Origin of the sequence: Klebsiella sp. RC2 (assembly GCF_014192815.1) — a bacterium.
GTDB classification, from domain to species: domain Bacteria; phylum Pseudomonadota; class Gammaproteobacteria; order Enterobacterales; family Enterobacteriaceae; genus Klebsiella; species Klebsiella variicola.
Map to the genome: position 1 here is coordinate 17,464 of NZ_JACHYL010000011.1, position 19,507 is coordinate 36,970.

At 58.1% G+C, this 19,507-nt stretch carries 18 protein-coding genes; 11 read left to right on the forward strand and 7 right to left on the reverse strand.

From position 1 onward, the window contains the following. The first annotated feature begins 155 nt into the window (after nt 1–155). Together fsa and FHW76_RS24865 are read left to right on the forward strand one after the other, a co-directional pair. On the forward strand, nt 156–818 hold the full coding sequence (fsa, locus tag FHW76_RS24860; RefSeq protein WP_183477068.1) for a fructose-6-phosphate aldolase: 663 nt from the start codon (nt 156–158) through the stop codon (nt 816–818). A gap of 54 nt (nt 819–872) precedes the next feature. After that, nucleotides 873–1,976, forward strand: a complete 1,104-nt coding sequence (locus tag FHW76_RS24865) for a glycerol dehydrogenase (RefSeq protein WP_012969213.1) — start codon at nt 873–875, stop codon at nt 1,974–1,976. 89 nt (nt 1,977–2,065) lie between these two features. Here FHW76_RS24865 and metF read toward each other — a convergent pair whose 3' ends face one another. Continuing rightward, nucleotides 2,066–2,953 (reverse strand): methylenetetrahydrofolate reductase, encoded by an 888-nt coding sequence (metF, locus tag FHW76_RS24870; protein WP_008807863.1) that lies wholly within the window; start codon nt 2,951–2,953, stop codon nt 2,066–2,068. 227 nt (nt 2,954–3,180) lie between these two features. Continuing rightward, nucleotides 3,181–4,089 (reverse strand): LysR family transcriptional regulator, encoded by a 909-nt coding sequence (locus FHW76_RS24875; RefSeq protein WP_109956426.1) that lies wholly within the window; start codon nt 4,087–4,089, stop codon nt 3,181–3,183. Nucleotides 4,090–4,180: 91 nt separating this feature from the next. On the opposite strand from FHW76_RS24875, the gene FHW76_RS24880 reads away from it, so the two are divergent. Beyond that, the gene (locus FHW76_RS24880; protein WP_008807865.1) at nt 4,181–4,552 is read left to right on the forward strand and encodes a carboxymuconolactone decarboxylase family protein; all 372 of its coding nucleotides are present in this window, start codon (nt 4,181–4,183) and stop codon (nt 4,550–4,552) included. A gap of 38 nt (nt 4,553–4,590) precedes the next feature. On the opposite strand, the gene FHW76_RS24885 is transcribed toward FHW76_RS24880, so the two are convergent. Continuing rightward, nucleotides 4,591–7,023: a bifunctional aspartate kinase/homoserine dehydrogenase II gene (locus FHW76_RS24885; RefSeq protein ID WP_008807866.1), complete on the reverse strand. Its 2,433-nt coding sequence runs from the start codon at nt 7,021–7,023 to the stop codon at nt 4,591–4,593. 2 nt (nt 7,024–7,025) lie between these two features. Next, nucleotides 7,026–8,186, reverse strand: a complete 1,161-nt coding sequence (gene metB, locus FHW76_RS24890) for a cystathionine gamma-synthase (RefSeq protein ID WP_008807867.1) — start codon at nt 8,184–8,186, stop codon at nt 7,026–7,028. Between the two features lie 267 nt (nt 8,187–8,453). On the opposite strand from metB, the gene metJ reads away from it, so the two are divergent. Then, entirely contained in the window at nt 8,454–8,771 is a 318-nt protein-coding gene (metJ, locus tag FHW76_RS24895; RefSeq protein ID WP_004107547.1) for a met regulon transcriptional regulator MetJ, read from the forward strand. A gap of 102 nt (nt 8,772–8,873) precedes the next feature. On the opposite strand, the gene rpmE is transcribed toward metJ, so the two are convergent. Continuing rightward, complete coding sequence (gene rpmE / locus FHW76_RS24900; RefSeq protein WP_008807868.1) at nt 8,874–9,086, reverse strand: 50S ribosomal protein L31; 213 nt, start codon at nt 9,084–9,086, stop codon at nt 8,874–8,876. A gap of 252 nt (nt 9,087–9,338) precedes the next feature. Between rpmE and priA the strand changes: the two genes are divergently transcribed. From priA to rraA, 7 genes are all read left to right on the forward strand, one after another. Beyond that, nucleotides 9,339–11,534 (forward strand): primosomal protein N', encoded by a 2,196-nt coding sequence (priA, locus tag FHW76_RS24905; RefSeq protein WP_008807869.1) that lies wholly within the window; start codon nt 9,339–9,341, stop codon nt 11,532–11,534. 150 nt (nt 11,535–11,684) lie between these two features. Beyond that, complete coding sequence (gene cytR, locus FHW76_RS24910; RefSeq protein ID WP_004203676.1) at nt 11,685–12,713, forward strand: DNA-binding transcriptional regulator CytR; 1,029 nt, start codon at nt 11,685–11,687, stop codon at nt 12,711–12,713. A gap of 93 nt (nt 12,714–12,806) precedes the next feature. Next, on the forward strand, nt 12,807–13,769 hold the full coding sequence (gene ftsN / locus FHW76_RS24915) for a cell division protein FtsN (protein WP_071599441.1): 963 nt from the start codon (nt 12,807–12,809) through the stop codon (nt 13,767–13,769). A 91-nt stretch (nt 13,770–13,860) separates the two neighbouring features. Further along, on the forward strand, nt 13,861–14,391 hold the full coding sequence (gene hslV, locus FHW76_RS24920) for an ATP-dependent protease subunit HslV (protein WP_002882918.1): 531 nt from the start codon (nt 13,861–13,863) through the stop codon (nt 14,389–14,391). Between the two features lie 9 nt (nt 14,392–14,400). Next, nucleotides 14,401–15,735 carry an HslU--HslV peptidase ATPase subunit gene (gene hslU / locus FHW76_RS24925; RefSeq protein WP_008807871.1) on the forward strand — a complete coding sequence of 445 codons (1,335 nt, stop codon included), beginning with the start codon at nt 14,401–14,403 and terminating at the stop codon, nt 15,733–15,735. A gap of 69 nt (nt 15,736–15,804) precedes the next feature. After that, nucleotides 15,805–16,725: a 1,4-dihydroxy-2-naphthoate polyprenyltransferase gene (gene menA / locus FHW76_RS24930; protein ID WP_048963694.1), complete on the forward strand. Its 921-nt coding sequence runs from the start codon at nt 15,805–15,807 to the stop codon at nt 16,723–16,725. Nucleotides 16,726–16,817: 92 nt separating this feature from the next. Next, the gene (gene rraA, locus FHW76_RS24935; RefSeq protein ID WP_002882913.1) at nt 16,818–17,303 is read left to right on the forward strand and encodes a ribonuclease E activity regulator RraA; all 486 of its coding nucleotides are present in this window, start codon (nt 16,818–16,820) and stop codon (nt 17,301–17,303) included. A gap of 61 nt (nt 17,304–17,364) precedes the next feature. Here the strand turns inward: rraA and pfkA are convergent, their stop codons facing one another. Together pfkA and fieF are read right to left on the reverse strand one after the other, a co-directional pair. After that, a complete protein-coding gene (pfkA, locus tag FHW76_RS24940; RefSeq protein ID WP_002882911.1) occupies nt 17,365–18,327 on the reverse strand; it encodes a 6-phosphofructokinase in 963 nt (320 codons plus the stop codon). A 196-nt stretch (nt 18,328–18,523) separates the two neighbouring features. Beyond that, nucleotides 18,524–19,426, reverse strand: a complete 903-nt coding sequence (gene fieF, locus FHW76_RS24945) for a CDF family cation-efflux transporter FieF (protein WP_008807873.1) — start codon at nt 19,424–19,426, stop codon at nt 18,524–18,526. Nucleotides 19,427–19,507: the final 81 nt, after the last annotated feature.

The following is a 19,507-nucleotide window of genomic DNA, read 5'->3' on the forward strand; positions in this document are numbered from 1 at the left end:
CCCCACCATCGCCGATAAATGTGATCTAAATCATCCTTAATCGTGATGCGTACATTTATCCAGTTTTTGGCAAATTTGTCATCTGGCGGTCCTTCGAACGAAAGCCGTATGCTTACCTCAACGACAATATCGAATTAAGCATTGAGGAAAACACGATGGAACTCTATCTGGATACCGCCAACGTCGCCGAAGTGGAACGCCTGGCCCGCATCTACCCGCTGGCCGGGGTAACCACCAACCCGAGCATTATCGCCGCCGGTAAAACCCCGGTATGGGACGTGCTCCCACGCCTGCAGAAAGCCATCGGTCCGGAGGGCACCCTCTTCGCGCAGACCATGAGCCGCGATGCGCAGGGCATGGTGGAAGAAGCTAAACGCCTGAGCAACGCCGTGCCGGGCATCGTGGTCAAAATCCCGGTGACCGCCGAAGGCCTCGCCGCTATCAAAATGCTGAAGAAGGAAGGCATCCCGACCCTTGGCACCGCCGTCTACAGCGCTTCGCAAGGCCTGCTGGCCGCACTGGCCGGCGCAAAGTACGTCGCGCCTTACGTTAACCGCGTTGACGCCCAGGGCGGGGACGGCATCCGCATGGTGCAGGAGCTGCAATCTCTGCTGGAAATGCATGCGCCCGAGAGCAAAGTGCTGGCGGCGAGCTTCAAAACGCCCCGTCAGGCGCTGGATTGCCTGCTGGCCGGTTGCGAAGCCATCACCCTTCCATTAGATGTAGCGCAACAAATGCTCGGCACCCCTGCGGTAGAGTCAGCCATAGAGAAGTTTGAACAGGGCTGGAATAACGCCTTTGGCACGCTGAACCTGTAACCGGACCTGAGGGTCGCCTGCGGGCGGCAGCACGGTCATCGAGGAGGAATCGAAATGGATCGCATTATTCAATCACCAGGCAAATACATTCAGGGCGCAGGCGCCATCAAGCGCCTCGGCGACTATCTGAAGCCGCTGGCCGAACGCTGGCTGGTAGTCGGCGATAAGTTCGTACTGGGGTTTGCGGAAGAGATGCTGCGTAAAAGCCTGGCCGACGCTGGCCTGGCGGCCGAAATTGCGCCGTTTGGCGGTGAGTGTTCGCATAATGAAATCAATCGCCTGCGCGATATCGCCGGCAGCGCGAAGTGCACCGCCGTGCTGGGGATCGGCGGTGGTAAAACGCTGGATACCGCGAAAGCGCTGGCCCATTTTATGAAGGTGCCGGTGGCGATCGCCCCCACCATCGCCTCCACCGATGCGCCGTGTAGCGCGCTGTCGGTGATTTACACCGACGAAGGGGAGTTCGACAGCTACCTGATGCTGCCGCACAACCCCAACATGGTCATTGTCGATACGCAGATTGTTGCCGGTGCGCCAGCTCGCCTGCTGGCCGCCGGGATTGGCGATGCGCTGGCCACCTGGTTCGAAGCCCGCGCCTGCTCCCGTAGCGGCGCCACCACCATGGCGGGTGGGAAATGCACTCAGGCGGCGCTGGCGCTGGCCGAGCTGTGCTACAACACCTTACTTGAAGAGGGTGAAAAAGCGATGCTGGCCGCCGAACAGCACGTGGTCACCCCGGCGCTGGAGCGAGTGGTGGAAGCCAACACCTACCTGAGCGGCGTCGGCTTTGAAAGCGGCGGCCTGGCGGCGGCGCACGCGATTCACAACGGCATGACGGCCATCCCTGACGCCCACCACTATTATCACGGGGAAAAAGTGGCGTTCGGTACCCTGACGCAGCTGGTGCTGGAAAATGCGCCGGTGGACGAAATAGAGACCGTCGCCGCGCTGTGCCACAGCGTTGGGCTGCCGATCACCCTGGCGCAGCTGGACATCAAAGGTGATATCCCGACCAAAATGCGCCTGGTGGCGGAAGCCGCCTGCGCTGAAGGCGAAACCATTCACAATATGCCGGGCGGCGTCGACTCAGACCAGGTCTACGCCGCGCTGTTGGTGGCCGACCAATACGGTCAGCGCTTCCTGCAGGAATGGGAATAACCCAGAGCAAAACACCCGGCATCAGCCGGGTGTTTTTTTATGTCTATCTGTCGAACGCGCCGCCTACTGACCGCGGAAACGGCAAGCACTCAGGCCGGACGCACGCCCAGCGTATGGCAGATGGCGTAGCTCATCTCGGCGCGGTTCAGGGTATAGAAGTGGAAGTCTTTTACCCCTTCCCGGCTTAAAATCTTCACCATGTCCATGGCGATATTCGCCCCCACCAACTGACGGGTTTCGGCGTCGTTATCCAGCCCTTCGAACATTTTCGACATCCACACCGGGATACGGACGTTGGTCATATCCGCAAACTTTTTCGCCTGTTTAAAGTTGGAGACCGGCAGGATACCCGGAATGATTTCCACGTCGATGCCCGCCGAAACGCAGCGATCGCGAAAACGCAGGTAGCTTTCCACATCGAAGAAGAACTGGGTGATCGCGCGGTTGGCGCCCGCCTCGACTTTACGCTTCAGGTTCAGCAAATCCGCCTGTGCGCTTTTCGCTTCCGGATGCACTTCAGGATACGCGGCGACAGAGATATCAAAATCGCCCACCTCTTTCAGCAGCGTCACCAGATCGGCGGCATACATATCCGGTTTACCGCTGCCCGGCGGCAGGTCGCCGCGCAGGGCGACGATATGGCGAATACCGTTGTTCCAGTAATCCTGAGCGATAGTACGCAGCTCATCACGAGTGGCATCGATACAGGTCAGGTGCGGCGCGGCTTCCAGACCAGTTCGCTCTTTAATGCCTTTGATGATGCTGTGGGTGCGATCGCGCTCGCCAGAGTTCGCGCCATAGGTTACCGAAACAAACTTCGGTTTCAGACTGCTCAGGCGATCGATGGATTTCCACAGGGTTTGCTCCATTTCACTGGTGCGCGGCGGAAAGAATTCAAAAGACACATTAATCTGGCCCTGGACTTCCGCCAGGCTCTGATTCAGGGCTTCCCGCTGATTGGCGTGAAAAAAGCTCATACCTTACCTCATCAATCGCATGTAATGGCTGTTATATTGCGAACATCTATACGTTTAGACGTCCAGATGTAAAAATGACGGAAAAGCGCGCGGGCGTCAATAGAAAAATCTGCGTAAAGAGTGAGGAATAAGCCTCAAAAATGAAAAAAATTCATCTTCCGCCGCTTTGCCAGCCGAAAGAGCTCGCTCTGCAGTCAATATGGGGTAGCACAATGTTCAGCCTGAGACTAGCGAGTCGTCAGGTGATCATCCAGCAGTGAGAGCCATTGCTGCACGGATTCCGCATGGTGAGGCGCATAGACTACCCCAAGGCTTAACGGCATGTTGTCGCCTTCAGCGACAGGACAGAACACCACCCCCTGACGCTGGATCGCGGAAAAGGACGCCGGCAGGAGGATCATGCCTTCCCCACGCGCAATACGCGCCAGCAGCACATCATGTTCGGCAGGCTCTTCCACGTAAGCGGGGGTATAGCCAGCCCGGTCAAAAATACGTCGCGTGTAGTCAAAGAAATCGGGATTGCGCTCGCGTTTAAACCAGAACAGCGGCCGATGATTGAGCGCGCGTAGCGTTAACGCTGGTCTGGCGGCTTCCGGCCAGGAGGCAGGCAATGCCGCGATGAGCGGCTCCTGATACGGCAAAGGATGCAGGTGCAGCCCTTCGGTATTCAGCGGCAGCGCGACCAGCGCCGCATCGAGTTTGCCTTTGCGTACCTGCTGAGCCAGCGCCGGTGAGGCGTGGCGGGTAATATGCAACGCGCGGGTATGATCGCTCAGCGCAGATTCAACGGCGGCGAAAATGCCCTGTTCGAAGGCCGTCGTCACGCCCAGACGCAGAGACGGCGGCGAGTGGGCGGCGAGCTCACTCAATGCCGCCAGCGTGCGTTCCTGGAGCGTCAGCAGAGGTTGAATCATCTCCAGCACCTCTCTACCCGCGTCGGTCAGGATCAAGCCTTTGCTGTGGCGCTGAAACAGCGTCACCCCCAGCTGCGCTTCCAGATGGCGGATATGGCGGGTCAGCGGCGGCTGCGAGATAAATAACCGCTGCGCCGCCCGGCTGATGTTATTTTCCTCCGCCACCACGGCAAAGGCGCGCAGCAGGCGAATATCCAGGGAATGTAATCGCGAAGTTGTCATACTGAAAAGGTATCACGAAAAGGGTATTACTCAAGTCCGGCACACTTCCCTACCCTTCCTCTCAACGCTTCATCACAGAGAGGAAAAAATGATGTCCAGCGAACGTTATATCACCGGTCAGGAAATGCTGCAGCGGGTGGATGGCCACGGCGGGGAAGCCGTCGTCGACAGCCTGCAGGATATCGCCCCCGATTTCGCCCGCTATCTGATTGAGTTCCCCTTCGGCGATATTTACGCCAGGCCAGGGCTCGACTTACGCAGCCGGGAAATCGCCACTATTGCCGCGCTCACCGCGCTGGGTAACGCCGCGCCGCAGCTGAAAGTACATATTGCCGCGGGATTAAATGTCGGTCTGACGCAAGAGGAGATTACGGAAGTGATCATGCAGATGGCGGTCTACGCCGGATTCCCGGCGGCGCTCAACGGCCTGTTTGCCGCTAAAGCGGTTTTTGCGGCGCACTAACAAAAAAGACCAGGCAGCGCCTGGTCTTTTTCTCGGAACTACAGCAGCTGCGCCAGACGGTTAATATCCGACTGGATCGCCCCGGCGGTCACATCGCGCCCGGCGCCGGGCCCGCGGATCACCAGCGGGTTATCGCGATACCAGCGGCTTTCGATGGCGAACACGTTATCGCACGGCAGCAGCGCCGCCAGCGGGTGCTCTTCGCGTACCGCTTCCACGCCGACGCGTGCTTTGCCGTTAGCATCAAAGCGCGCCACGTAGCGGAGCACCAGCCCCATCTCGCGGGCCGCTTCCAGACGCTGCAGCATTTGCTCGTTCAGCTCTTCGCCATTTTCAAAGAAGTGATCGACCGACCCCTCTTCGCAGTGTGCAGGGACCAGTGATTCCACACGGACCTGATCCGGTTCGATGTCATAACCCGCTTCCCGCGCGAGGATCACCAGCTTACGCATCACATCCTTACCGGACAGATCGACGCGCGGATCCGGCTCGGTCAGCCCCTGCTGCCAGGCCTGGTCCACCAGGTCGGTGAACGGCACGGTGCCATCAAACTGCAGGAACAACCAGGAGAGCGTTCCCGAGAAGATACCGCTCAGGCCGAGGATGGTGTCGCCGCTGTCGATCAGATCGCGCACCGTATGGTTCACCGGCAAACCCGCGCCAACGGTAGCGTTATACAGCCAGTGGCGACCCGTCTTCTCAAACGCGTCGTGGATCTGGCGATATTTATCACTGCTGCTGGCGCCCGCCAGCTTGTTGGCGCTGATCACGTGGAAGCCATGGCTGGCGAAATCAAGGTACTGGTCGGCCAGCTGTTCGCTGGCGGTGACGTCCAGTACCACTAAATCATCGTACGGATGCGCGCGCATCCACAGGAACAGCGACTCTTCATCCTGCTCCACCGCTTCATCGTTGAAGAAGGCCAGCGCCCGGCTGGCATCCAGCCCGTCGTAGTTCAGCAGGCTGCGTTTACTGTCGACTACGCCGGCGAGAACAAACTCGAAGCCAGTGCGCGCCGACAGCGTAGTTTGTTCACGGGCAAACAGCTCCAGCCAGCGGGAGCCAATGTTCCCTTTGCCGAACAGCATCAGGCCAATACGCTTCTCTGCACGAAACAAGGTCTGATGCAGACCCTGGATCAGGCTTTCCGTTGGTCCGGCGCGCAACACGGCTACCAGACTGATCCCCTCTTCGGACTGCCAGGTGAACTCCACCGGTTGCCCTTTCAGTTGCTGCCAGAAACGATGGCAGTGCAGTGGGTTACGGGTGACACCCGCGCCCACCATCGCCACCAGCGCCAGCTTCTGACGCAGACGCAGCTCGCCCGGCAGACCCGCTTCATCGAGCAGCTTCAGCGCGCTGTCGGCGACCTCGGAGGTATAGCAGAACTGCAGCAGCTTACGGTCGGCATGGACGCCAACGGCTAACGGGCGCAGCTGGGCGCGTTTGAGCAGGGCATCCAGCTCTTTATGCGCCAGTTTGAAATCATGGCTGGCCGGCACCTGGAACTCCACCAGACAGACGTCATCATGGCTGGTGACAATCCGCGCGCCGGTACCGGAGGCCAGCACGCGCTCAATGCGCGTAGAACCCTGTTCCGGCGTATAGCTGCAACGTAACTGCAGATCGATATCGCTGGCGGACACCGGCTGCAGCGTGCGGGCGTGGAGCACTGGAGCGGCCAGACGCGCCAGCTCGCTGGCTTCATCCAGACGCAGCAGCGGCAGCAGACAGGCATCTTTGACCTTACGCGGATCCGCGCTGTACACCCCGGCGACATCACTCCAGATGGTGACGCGAGAGGCGCCCGCCAGCGCGCCGATCTGCGTGGCGGAGTAGTCAGACCCGTTACGGCCCAGCAGGACGGTTTCCCCGGCCTGGTTGCGGGAGATAAAGCCGGTCACCACCAGACGCTTATTCGGATGTTGCGCCATCAGCTGTTGCAGCAGTGGATAAGATAATCCTTCATCCACCTGCGGCTGCGCGGCGCGTTCCGCACGCAGGAAAGCGCGAGCATCCAGCCAGGCCGCTTCCATACCCAGTTGGTTAAGGACCGCCGCCATCAGGCGTGCGGACCAGACTTCACCATGGCCGACTACTTCCGCATAAACCGCTTCGGTAACCCCGCCATCAAGCAGCCCTGCCAGACGCTCAAGGTCATGGATGAAGGCGGCGATCAACGTATCCGCCGCCGCCGGCTCCACCAGACCGCCAATCAGCTCGGTCTGATAACGGCGAAGCGACTGCTGAACCTGATGCGCAGCAAGGCGATCGCTCTGGCTAAGTTTAAGCCAGCTGATCAGCTGGTTGGTGGTGCTGCCAGCGGCGGAGACAACCATCATGTCGCCCGCCTGCGAATATTCCTTCATGATCCCCGCGACGCGCAGGTAACATTTCGCATCCGCTAAACTACTCCCACCAAATTTGTGCAGCTGACGACCCTTCGCCCCTGCCTGCGCAATCACACTCATTTTTATTCCTCGTTTGCTGCCCGGAAGCCATTTTCCAGGTCGGCAATTAAATCTTCACCATCTTCAATACCGGTTGAAATACGCAGAAGCGTTTCTGAAATTCCGGCGGCGGCACGCGCTTCAGGCGCCATGCCGGCATGCGTCATCGTTGCCGCATGGGAAATCAGGCTTTCAACGCCCCCCAGCGATTCCGCCAGTGTAAACAGCGACAGCCCGCTCAGGAAACGGCGCAGCGTCTGCTCGTCACCGTCCAGCTCGAAGCTTAACATTGCGCCAAAACCTTTTTGCTGACGCGCCGCAATTTCATGCCCCTGGTTTTCCGGCAGCGACGGATGATACAGCTTTTTCACCAGCGGCTGGGTTTTCAGATACTCAACAATCGCCAGGGCATTACGCTGCGCCACTTCCATACGCGGAGACAGCGTCCGCAGACCGCGCAGCAACAAATAGCTGTCGAAGGCGCCGCCGGTGACGCCAATATTATTCGCCCACCATGCCAGTTCGGTGACAGTCGCCGGATCGTTGGCAATCACCACCCCGGCCACCACATCGGAGTGGCCATTCAGGTATTTAGTACAGGAATGCAACACCAGATCGGCACCCAGCGCCAGCGGGTTTTGCAGCGCCGGGCTCAGGAAGGTGTTGTCCACCACGCTCACCGCGCCTGCCTCACGCGCCAGACCACAGATTTTCGCAATATCCACCACCCGCAGCAATGGATTACTTGGGCTTTCGACCAGCACCAGCTTCGGTTTTTCCGCCAACGCCGCCCGCAGCGCCTGCTCATCATTTTGATCGACGAACTGGACGCGATAACAGCCGCGCTTCGCCAGGCTGTCGAACAGACGGTAGCTGCCGCCGTAGCAGTCGTGCGGCGCCACCAGCAGATCGCCCGGCTTAAGGAACACCGTCGTCACCAGCAGGATCGCCGACATACCGGTATTGGTCAGCACCGCGCCGGCGCCACCTTCCAGCTCCGCTAAGGCGCGCTGCACCACATCACGCGTCGGGTTGCCGCGGCGGGAGTAGTCGTGGGCGCGAGGTTCATTAAAGCCGGTGAAGTTATAGGTACTGGAAAGGTGGATCGGCGGGACAACGCAACCGTACTGCTCGTCGTCATTTAAACCGCTACGCACTGCGATGGTGGCCTGTTTACGCGTCATGTTGGGAAGTTCCTGGGCTGAATCGGTGAAAAGTCAGGCTCCAGAGTAAACATTGTCACAATAGACGTCAATACATCTGGACATCTAAACTTCTTTGCGTATAGATTGAGCAAAGTGCAAATAGCCGTTAAAATTATATGCATTAGCGCACGTCGGTAGCGGCTTATCTCATGTTAGAAAGCGCGCTCATACGGTAAACTACGCGCAATTATAGCCCGGGCGGAATATTCTGGCCCTTCACTAATAAACAGAGGATTAAGGTATCTCATGGCTGAATGGAGCGGCGAATATATCAGCCCATACGCTGAGCACGGTAAGAAGAGTGAGCAAGTAAAGAAAATTACGGTTTCCATTCCTCTGAAGGTGTTAAAAATCCTCACCGATGAACGCACGCGTCGTCAGGTGAACAACCTGCGTCACGCGACCAACAGCGAGCTGCTGTGCGAAGCGTTCCTGCATGCCTTTACCGGACAACCGTTGCCTAACGATGAAGACCTGCGTAAAGAGCGCAGCGATGAGATCCCGGAAGCGGCGAAAGAGATTATGCGTGAACTGGGGATCGACCCGGATACGTGGGAATACTGAGTTGATAAAAAGGGCGGAAGCAATTTTCCGCCCTTTTTTGTGTCCCGCCCAGGCTGGCGAGAGGCACAAAAAAGCCGCCCTGAGGCGGCTTCTTCTGGCAACTTACTTGCTGCCCGGGATGCTGAAGCGCTTGTTGAAGCGGTCAACACGGCCACCGGTAGCAACATCACGCTGTTTGCCGGTGAAGAACGGGTGGCATTTACCGCACACGTCGAGGTTCAGGTCGTGACCAACGGTGGAACGGATTTTCATGACATTACCGCAAGAACAGGTAGCAGTAATTTCTTCGTATTTTGGGTGAATACCTTTTTTCATGGGAGAACCTCAGTTAAGGCCGCGTCGCTCTTCCAGCCCTAACGCCAGACACCACGCGATATTAATAATTTCCCGTCGTCTTCCACGCTGCTGACAGCGCGAAGCGTACGGTAATGGTCAATCTCCAATGCGGTATAAAGTGCATTGAAGGCGGCGAATCATACAGAATTTGACCAGCATATGCAAACTGATCCGCGCCGCCTTATCGTAATGTGTATACTATCCCGCCAGATTTCAAGTCAGGAAGATGACATGCCCGTCGCCCACGTTGCCCTACCCGTTCCGCTACCGCGCACCTTTGACTATCTGCTGCCTGATGGCATGACGGTCAAAGCGGGCTGTCGGGTGCGGGTGCCGTTCGGCAAACAGGAGCGGATCGGCATTGTCGCGGCGGTGAGCGAGCGCAGCGAGCTGCCGCTGGATGAACTCAAACCGGTCGCCGAAGCGCTGGACGACGAGCCGGTCTTCTCTGGCACCGTCTGGCGACTGCTGATGTGGGCGGCTGAGTATTACCATCATCCGATTGGCGATGTGCTGTTCCATGCGCTGCCCATTCTGCTGCGCCAGGGCAAACCCGCCAGCGCGACGCCGCTGTGGTACTGGTTCGCCACCGAGCAGGGGCAGGCTGTCGACCTCAACGGTCTGAAACGCTCCCCAAAGCAGCAGCAGGCGCTGGCGGCGCTGCGCCAGGGAAAGATCTGGCGTCATCAGGTTAGCGAACTGGAATTTAATGAAGCGGCGCTGCAGGCGCTGCGTGGCAAAGGGCTGGCGGAGCTGGCCTGTGAAGCGCCCGTCCTCACCGACTGGCGCAGCACGTATTCGGTTGCCGGCGAGCGCCTGCGTCTGAATACCGAACAGGCCACCGCCGTCGGAGCGATCCACAGCGCTGCCGATCGCTTCTCCGCCTGGCTACTGGCAGGCATCACAGGCTCAGGGAAAACGGAAGTCTACTTGAGCGTGCTGGAGAATGTACTGGCGCAGGGGCGCCAGGCGCTGGTGATGGTGCCGGAGATCGGCCTGACGCCGCAAACTATCGCCCGTTTTCGCCAGCGCTTTAATGCGCCGGTGGAAGTGCTGCACTCCGGACTCAATGACAGCGAACGTCTCTCGGCCTGGCTGAAGGCGAAAAACGGCGAAGCGGCCATTGTGATAGGCACTCGCTCCTCGCTGTTTACGCCGTTTAAAGATCTCGGCGTCATCGTCATCGACGAAGAGCATGACAGCTCCTACAAACAGCAGGAAGGCTGGCGCTACCACGCCCGCGACCTGGCGGTATGGCGCGCTCACAGCGAACAGATCCCGATTATTCTCGGCTCGGCGACGCCGGCGCTGGAGACCCTGCACAACGTCCGCCAGGGCAAATATCGGCAGTTAACCTTAAGCAAACGCGCGGGCAACGCGCGTCCAGCCCAGCAGCACGTGCTCGACCTGAAAGGACAGGTGCTGCAGGCGGGTCTGTCACCCGCGCTGATCAACCGCATGCGCCAGCATCTGCAGGCGGATAACCAGGTGATCCTGTTTCTTAACCGCCGCGGCTTTGCGCCGGCGCTGCTGTGCCACGACTGCGGCTGGATCGCGGAGTGCCCGCGCTGCGACAGCTACTATACGTTGCACCAGGCGCAGCACCATCTGCGCTGCCACCACTGCGACAGTCAGCGCCCTATCCCGCGCCAGTGCCCTTCCTGCGGTTCCACACATCTGGTGCCGGTGGGTATCGGCACCGAGCAACTGGAGCAGTCCCTAACGCCGCTGTTCCCTGGTGTGCCCATCTCGCGTATCGACCGCGATACCACCAGCCGTAAAGGGGCGCTTGAGGAACATCTCGCCGCAGTCCACCGCGGCGGCGCGCGCATTTTGATCGGCACCCAAATGCTGGCCAAAGGCCACCACTTTCCGGACGTGACCCTCGTCTCCCTGCTGGACGTCGACGGGGCGCTATTTTCCGCTGATTTCCGCTCCGCAGAGCGTTTCGCTCAGCTCTATACCCAGGTCTCCGGACGAGCGGGCCGGGCAGGAAAACAGGGCGAAGTGATCCTGCAAACCCACCATCCGGAGCATCCTCTGCTGCAGACCCTGCTGTATAAAGGCTACGACGCCTTTGCCGAGCAGGCGCTGGCCGAACGCCAGACGATGCAGCTACCGCCGTGGACCAGTCACGTGTTGATACGTGCTGAAGACCATAACAACCAGCAGGCGCCGCTTTTTTTACAGCAGTTACGTAATCTCTTGCAGGCCAGCCCGCTGGCCGACGATAAACTGTGGGTGCTCGGTCCGGTTCCGGCGCTGGCGCCGAAGCGCGGCGGCCGCTGGCGCTGGCAAATATTACTGCAGCACCCTTCGCGGGTGCGCCTGCAGCACATCGTTAGCGGTACGCTGGCGTTAATCAATACGCTACCGGAGGCGAGAAAAGTGAAATGGGTGCTGGATGTCGATCCTATTGAAGGGTAAGGCTTCTCTTGCGAGCCGGATCGAAAAATTCAACAAGCATCACGTTTTTCATGAAAATTCTGTAACTCACTGCCGCGACTATCTGATAAAAATGATGCAGCAGTTAGCGCGCAAGGGAAATGTCAGCGCCATTCAGCGAGGAGAAACCAGGTGAAGCCCAAAAAACAAGTGGTTGCCGCCACCATGAAAGACGTCGCCCTCAAGGCAAACGTTTCCACGGCAACCGTGTCCCGAGCGTTGATGAACCCTGATAAGGTGTCGCAAGCCACCCGTAACCGGGTCGAGCAGGCGGCGCTGGAAGTCGGCTATTTACCGCAGTCGCTCGGGCGAAATATGAAGCGCAACGAATCGCGGACGATCCTCGTGATCGTGCCGGATATCTGCGATCCCTTTTTTAGTGAAGTCATCCGCGGAATTGAAGTCACGGCCGCCGAGCACGGTTATCTGGTGTTAATCGGCGATTGCGCCCACCAGAACCAGAAAGAAAAAACCTTTATTGACCTTATTATCACCAAGCAGATCGACGGCATGGTGCTGCTCAGCTCGCGCCTGCCGTTCGACGCCAGTGTGGAAGAGCAGCGCAATTTGCCGCCGATGGTCATGTCGAACGAATTCGCGCCGGAGCTGGAGTTACCCACCGTCCACATCGATAACCTGACGGCGGCCTTTAACGCGGTGAACTATCTTCATGAGCTGGGACACCAGCGTATTGGCTGTATCGCCGGCCCGGAAGATATGCCGCTGTGCCATTATCGCCTGCAGGGTTATGTGCAGGCGCTGCGCCGCAGCGGTATCACCGTCGATCCGCACTATATCGCTCGCGGCAATTTTACCTTCGAAGCCGGCGCCAATGCGCTGGAGCAGCTGCTGTCACAGCCGGTGCCGCCCACCGCGGTCTTCTGCCATAGTGATGTGATGGCGCTGGGCGCCTTGTCGCTGGCGAAACGCCGCGGCCTGAAGGTGCCGGACGACCTGTCGATTGTCGGCTTCGATAACATCGCGTTGTCTGAATTTTGCGATCCGCCGTTGACTACCGTTTCACAGCCGCGTTTTGATATCGGCCGTGAAGGAATGCTGCTATTACTTGAGCAAATGCAGGGTCATAATGTGAACAGCGGCTCGCGTCTGCTCGATTGCGAACTGATCGTTCGCGGCAGTACGCAAAAAATCAGACGATAACCATCAGGCTTTCGGGCCTGCTCTTCTAGTCAAAGGCCCGCCGCTTAAGTAACATGGCGGGCTGACGAACAAATATAAGACAGCGAAACGATAGTGGCACAACGAGATTATGTACGCCGCAGCCAACCGGCTTCTTCGCGGCGCAAAAAGAGCACTACCCGAAGCTCAAGGAATAAGCAAAGCAGCCTTCCGGCGATTTCACCGGCTATGGTGGCGATCGCGGCGGCGGTGCTGGTGGCCTTTATCGGTGGACTTTATTTCATTACGCACCATAAGAAAGAAGAAGCGGAAGCGATGCAAAATCGCCAGGCCGCCGGTAACGGCTTGCCGCCAAAACCGGAAGAGCGCTGGCGCTATATCAAAGAGCTGGAAAGCCGCCAGCCTGGCGTCCGCGCGCCGACCGAACCGACCGCCGGTGGCGAGGTGATGAAACCGGAACAGCTGACCGACGAGCAGCGCCAGCTGCTCGCCCAGATGCAGGCCGATATGCGCCAGCAGCCGACCCAGCTGACCGAAGTGCCGTGGAACGAACAAACCCCGGCACAGCGCCAGCAGACGTTGCAGCGTCAGCGTTTAGCACAGCAGCAACAGCAGGCGCAACAGCAGCAGTGGGCGCAAACTCAGCCGCAGGCCGTGCAGCAGCAGCCGCGCGTCCAGCAGCCGAAGCCGGTGCAACAGCAACAGCCGAAGCAGACCGCGTCGAACCAGCAGCCGTACCAGGATCTGCTGCAGACGCCGGCGCATACCAATACCACGCAGCCACGTACGCAGGCCGCCGCGCCGGTAACCCGCGTGGAGGAAGCGCCGAAAGCCGCCGAGAAGAAAGACGATCGTAGCTGGATGATCCAGTGTGGCTCCTTTAAAGGCGCCGAGCAGGCCGAAACCGTCCGCGCTCAGCTGGCTTTTGAAGGGTTTGCTTCACATATCACCACCAACAACGGCTGGAACCGCGTAGTCATTGGCCCGCTGAAAGGCAAAGAAAGCGCCAACGAGATGATCACCCGTCTGAAGATGGCCGGACACGCGAACTGCATTCGTCTCGCCGCCAGGGGTTGAAACCCTCAAAATCCCCCCCATCTATAATTGCATTCGGCCCCGCGGACAGCGCGGGGCCCCTGTTCCGCTTTTGCAACCAAGGGGTCTGCTCGTGACTACAATTGTAAGTGTTCGCCGTAACGGCCATGTTGTTATTGCCGGTGATGGCCAGGCCACGCTGGGCAACACCGTGATGAAGGGCAACGTGAAGAAAGTGCGTCGTCTGTATAACGACAAAGTGATTGCCGGTTTTGCTGGCGGCACCGCTGACGCCTTCACGCTGTTCGAACTGTTTGAACGTAAACTGGAAATGCACCAGGGCCATCTGGTGAAGGCCGCCGTTGAGCTGGCCAAAGACTGGCGAACCGATCGGATGTTGCGCAAGCTGGAAGCGCTGCTGGCCGTCGCGGACGAAAACGCGTCGCTTATCATCACCGGTAACGGCGACGTGGTACAGCCAGAAAACGATTTGATTGCTATCGGCTCCGGCGGTCCTTACGCCCAGGCCGCGGCCCGCGCGCTGTTGGAAAACACCGATATGGGCGCGCGCGACATCGCCGAGAAAGCGTTGGATATTGCAGGTGATATCTGCATCTATACCAACCATTTCCACACCATCGAAGAATTACCTTCTAAAGCGTAAGGATCTCCCATGTCTGAAATGACCCCACGCGAAATTGTCAGCGAACTGGACAAACACATTATCGGCCAGGACGCCGCCAAGCGTTCTGTTGCTATCGCCCTGCGTAACCGCTGGCGCCGGATGCAGCTTAACGAAGAGCTGCGTCATGAAGTCACGCCGAAAAACATTCTGATGATCGGCCCAACCGGCGTCGGTAAAACCGAGATTGCCCGTCGTCTGGCGAAACTGGCCAACGCGCCGTTTATTAAAGTTGAAGCGACCAAGTTCACCGAAGTGGGCTATGTTGGTAAAGAAGTGGACTCGATCATCCGCGATCTGACCGATGCGGCGATCAAAATGGTTCGCATGCAGTCCATCGATAAAAACCGTTACCGCGCGGAAGAGCTGGCGGAAGAGCGCGTGCTTGACGTGCTGATCCCACCGGCGAAAAACAACTGGGGCCAGGCTGAGCAGCCGCAGGAACCCTCTGCTGCGCGCCAGGCGTTCCGCAAGAAACTGCGTGAAGGCCAGCTGGACGATAAAGAGATTGAAATCGATCTCGCTGCGGCGCCGATGGGCGTTGAAATCATGTCCCCTCCGGGCATGGAAGAGATGACCAGCCAGCTGCAGTCCATGTTCCAGAACCTCGGCGGTCAGAAGCAGAAACCGCGTAAGCTGAAAATCAAAGACGCGATGAAGCTGCTGATTGAAGAAGAAGCGGCCAAGCTGGTCAACCCGGAAGAGCTGAAGCAGGAAGCCATCGACGCTGTAGAACAGCACGGTATCGTCTTTATCGACGAAATCGACAAAATCTGTAAGCGCGGCGGCAACTCCTCCGGCCCGGACGTGTCTCGCGAAGGCGTACAGCGCGACCTGCTGCCGCTGGTTGAAGGCTGCACCGTCTCCACCAAGCACGGGATGGTTAAGACCGACCACATTCTGTTTATCGCCTCCGGCGCGTTCCAGGTGGCCAGTCCGTCCGATCTGATCCCTGAGCTGCAGGGGCGTCTGCCGATCCGCGTTGAGCTGAAAGCGCTGACCACCCATGACTTCGAGCGCATCCTGACCGAGCCGAATGCCTCCATCACCGTGCAGTACAAAGCGCTGATGGCGACCGAAGGGGTGAATATCGAATTCACCGAAGACGGTATCAAGCGTATCGCCCAGGCCGCGTGGCAGGTAAACGAAACCACCGAGAACATCGGTGCGCGTCGCCTGCACACCGTGCTGGAGCGTCTGGTGGAAGATATTTCCTATGATGCCAGCGAGATGAACGGCCAGACCGTCATTATCGATGCCGAATATGTGAGTAAACACCTGGATGTTCTGGTGGCAGATGAAGATCTGAGCCGTTTTATCCTATAATCCGGTGCAATGCATTTTCATCACTGTTGATGGGGGCTATAGCCCCCATTTTTATTGGCTAAAATAACTATGACTGATATCAGCCGTTCTCGGGCATGGCTGGAAAGCCTGCGTCCTAAAACGTTACCGCTGGCGTTTGCCGCGATTATTGTTGGCACCACCCTTGCCTGGCAGCAGGGCCATTTTGATCCCTGGGTTGCTCTGCTGGCGCTGATCACCGCTGGCTTGCTGCAAATTCTTTCTAACCTGGCGAATGACTATGGCGACGCAGTCAAAGGGAGCGATAAACCCGATCGCATCGGGCCGCTGCGCGGCATGCAGAAAGGGGTGATTACCCCCCAGCAGATGAAGCGCGCTCTCATCGTCACCGTCGCGCTGATCTGTCTGTTTGGTCTGGCGCTGCTGTGCGCCGCCTGGCAGAGTGTCGGCGATTTTATCGGCTTCCTTGTGCTGGGTGGCCTGTCCATCGTGGCCGCCATCACCTACACGGTGGGCACCCGCCCCTATGGATATATTGGCCTGGGTGATATCTCGGTACTCATTTTCTTCGGCTGGTTGAGCGTCCTTGGCAGCTGGTATCTGCAAGCGCACAATGTGGAAGCGGCCATTTTTCTGCCGGCGACGGCCTGCGGTCTGCTGGCGACCGCCGTGCTGAACATCAATAATCTGCGGGATATTGATAGCGACCGGCAGAACGGGAAGAACACCCTCGCCGTGCGCCTGGGCCCGGTCAATGCCCGCCGCTATCATGCCTGCCTGCTGTTCGGCGCCCTGCTGTGTCTGGCGCTGTTTAATCTGCTGGCGCTGCATTCAGCCTGGGGCTGGCTGTTTATTCTCGCCACGCCGCTGCTGGTGAAACAGGCGCGCTACGTCCTGCGCGAATCCGATCCGCTGGCGATGCGGCCAATGCTCGAAAAGACGGTCAAAGGGGCCTTACTGACCAACCTGCTGTTTGTTATCGGAATTATTGCCAGTAAGCTAATGGCTTAACTGACAAATATCAATTAACAATTGATGATTTTGCCAACAATGGGATTCGCGGGATATACTAAAAACTCTCGCAGCAACTGAACGTTAAGCCTATGAAATACGATACTTCCGAGCTTTGTGACATCTACCAGGAAGATGTCAACGTCGTGGAACCGCTGTTCTCTAACTTTGGAGGACGGTCGTCGTTTGGTGGACAAATCATTACGGTAAAATGTTTCGAGGATAACGGGTTGCTCTATGATCTGCTCGAGCAGAACGGCCGTGGTCATATTCTCCTGATCGACGGCGGCGGCTCAGTACGACGCGCGTTAATTGACGCCGACCTGGCGCGTCTGGCCGTACAGAATGAATGGGAAGGGTTAGTGGTCTATGGCGCGGTGCGCCAGGTTGACGACCTTGAGGAGCTGGACATCGGCATCCAGGCGCTGGCGGCTATTCCGGTCGGCGCGGCTGGCGAAGGCATCGGCGAAAGCGACGTGCGCGTCAATTTCGGCGGGGTGACCTTCTTCTCCGGCGACCATCTGTATGCCGATAACACCGGGATGATCCTGTCGGAAGACCCGCTGGATATCGAATAAACCCTCCGCCATAAAAAAGGCCTTCTCCATGAGAAGGCCTTTTGTTTATCCGACGCGCAACTTAGTACAGTTTCTTCGCGCAATCCAGCCAGTCGTTCTTGAACGGACGCTTCATGTTCTCGATGGCATCGATGATGTCGTGGTGCACCAGCTTCTCGTTCTGGATGCCGACGCAACGGCCGCCATGGCCTTGCAGCAGCAGCTCAATTGCATAGGCGCCCATGCGGGAAGCCAGGATGCGGTCGTAAGGAACCGGGGAACCGCCGCGTTGAATGTGGCCGAGGACGGTGGCGCGAGTTTCACGCCCGGTTTCTTTCTCGATGTAGCTTGCCAGCTCGTCAACGTCGCACATGTGCTCGGTGATCGCCACGATAGCGTGTTTCTTACCTTTCGCGATACCGGCTTTGATTTCGGCCACCAGATCGTCACGGGTGTATTCCACTTCCGGCACCATGATGAACTCACAGCCGCCGGCAATCGCCGCCGCCAGGGTCAGGTCGCCGCAGTAACGGCCCATCACTTCCACCACGGAGATGCGCTGGTGTGAAGAAGAGGTGTCGCGCAGACGGTCAATCGCTTCCACCACGGTGCTCAGGGCGGTGAAAAAGCCGATGGTGTAGTCAGTGCCTTTGATATCGTTGTCGATGGTGCCCGGCAGACCGATGCACGGGAAGCCCATCTCGGTCAGGCGCATTGCCCCCATATAGGATCCGTCACCACCGATAACCACCAGCGCATCCAGGCCACGCTTCTTCATGTTTTCGATAGCCACAGCGCGAATGTGTTCTTCGCGGAATTCCGGGAAGCGAGCGGAGCCCAGGAAGGTGCCGCCGCGGTTGATCATGTCGGAAACGCTGTAACGGTCGAGCTGAACCATACGGTCTTCATACAATCCGAGGTAACCGTCATAGATTCCAAAAACTTCCAGACCTTCCGTTAATGCCGCGCGCACAACGCCACGAATTGCTGCGTTCATGCCCGGCGCATCACCGCCACTTGTCAACACACCGATTTTCTTAATCATGACTACCTCTGAACTTAGGAAGCAAAAAATAATTCTGTTGCCTGAAGCGCTCCCTCACCAGGAGTGCACGACGCTAATGACAATAGTATATCAAACGCCTCAAGCTGAATTGATTCAGGTCAGACCAAACGGCGGTAATTTATACAAAAAATGCCGATCTGCCCCACATTTTTACATCGAGTTTACAGACTATAACCTAACGCTCAAAAAAGCCCTGCTGCGCCGCTGGCACCACAGAACTGGGATCCTGATGGATAATGACATCGGAACCCGGGAAACGGCGCAGAATCGCCTGCTCCACCTGGTCTGCAATCACGTGGGCTTGCACCAGCGGGAGGTTATCTTCCATTTCCAAATGAATCTGAATAAAGCGGGTCGGCCCTGACTGCCGCGTTCGTAGATCGTGCGCCCCGCGGATGCCGGGCCATGCGGTCACGATGGTGATAATGTCCTGACGCTCCTCGTCAGGCAAGGCGCGGTCGAGTAGTGACTGAACCGCCTCATAGCCCATCCGCAGCGCGCTATATAAAATATAGATGCCAATTCCTAAGGCAAACAACGCATCGGCGCGATGCCAGCCGTACCAGGAAAGGCCCAGCGCCACCAGAATAGCGCCGTTCATCATAACATCAGACTGATAATGAAGCATATCCGCCCGCACCGCCTGGCTCTGGGTTTTTCGCACCACCCAGCGCTGGAAGGTCACCAGCGCCAGCGTGCTGAACAGGGCGATCAACGTGACGACGACCCCGACGCCAGCGGCCTGCAGCGGCTCCGGACGCACCAGGTGCTGGATGCCGGTGAGAAACAGAAACAACGCCGAGCCGGAGATAAACATGCTTTGCGCCAGCGCCGCCAGCGATTCCGCTTTGCCATGGCCAAAGGTATGTTCTTCATCAGCAGGTTGCAGCGAATAGCGAACCACCAGCAGGTTGGTCAGCGAGGCGGCAATATCCACCAGCGAATCCACCAGCGCAGCCAGAATACTGACTGAACCGGTATACCACCACGCAAAAATTTTGATCAAAAGTAACGCGGAGGCCATGGCCGTCGCGGCGATAGCGGCGCGGCTGACCAACCGGCCATAAGATTGATTCATATAGGCTCCTTCTCCTGCAATGCGCTTAGTATAACCTGAACTTGTGACGCTCACGGGATACGCGAAGAAGTTGATTTGCCG

Excerpts from the sequence above, each read along its gene's own strand:
- fsa (WP_183477068.1), top strand. The coding sequence starts at position 156 with ATGGAACTCTATCTGGATACCGCCAACGTCGCCGAAGTGGAACGCCTG.
- FHW76_RS24865 (WP_012969213.1), top strand. The coding sequence starts at position 873 with ATGGATCGCATTATTCAATCACCAGGCAAATACATTCAGGGCGCAGGC.
- metF (WP_008807863.1), bottom strand. The coding sequence starts at position 2,953 with ATGAGCTTTTTTCACGCCAATCAGCGGGAAGCCCTGAATCAGAGCCTG.
- FHW76_RS24875 (WP_109956426.1), bottom strand. The coding sequence starts at position 4,089 with ATGACAACTTCGCGATTACATTCCCTGGATATTCGCCTGCTGCGCGCC.
- FHW76_RS24880 (WP_008807865.1), top strand. The coding sequence starts at position 4,181 with ATGTCCAGCGAACGTTATATCACCGGTCAGGAAATGCTGCAGCGGGTG.
- FHW76_RS24885 (WP_008807866.1), bottom strand. The coding sequence starts at position 7,023 with ATGAGTGTGATTGCGCAGGCAGGGGCGAAGGGTCGTCAGCTGCACAAA.
- metB (WP_008807867.1), bottom strand. The coding sequence starts at position 8,186 with ATGACGCGTAAACAGGCCACCATCGCAGTGCGTAGCGGTTTAAATGAC.
- metJ (WP_004107547.1), top strand. The coding sequence starts at position 8,454 with ATGGCTGAATGGAGCGGCGAATATATCAGCCCATACGCTGAGCACGGT.
- rpmE (WP_008807868.1), bottom strand. The coding sequence starts at position 9,086 with ATGAAAAAAGGTATTCACCCAAAATACGAAGAAATTACTGCTACCTGT.
- priA (WP_008807869.1), top strand. The coding sequence starts at position 9,339 with ATGCCCGTCGCCCACGTTGCCCTACCCGTTCCGCTACCGCGCACCTTT.
- hslU (WP_008807871.1), top strand. The coding sequence starts at position 14,401 with ATGTCTGAAATGACCCCACGCGAAATTGTCAGCGAACTGGACAAACAC.
- menA (WP_048963694.1), top strand. The coding sequence starts at position 15,805 with ATGACTGATATCAGCCGTTCTCGGGCATGGCTGGAAAGCCTGCGTCCT.
- rraA (WP_002882913.1), top strand. The coding sequence starts at position 16,818 with ATGAAATACGATACTTCCGAGCTTTGTGACATCTACCAGGAAGATGTC.
- pfkA (WP_002882911.1), bottom strand. The coding sequence starts at position 18,327 with ATGATTAAGAAAATCGGTGTGTTGACAAGTGGCGGTGATGCGCCGGGC.
- fieF (WP_008807873.1), bottom strand. The coding sequence starts at position 19,426 with ATGAATCAATCTTATGGCCGGTTGGTCAGCCGCGCCGCTATCGCCGCG.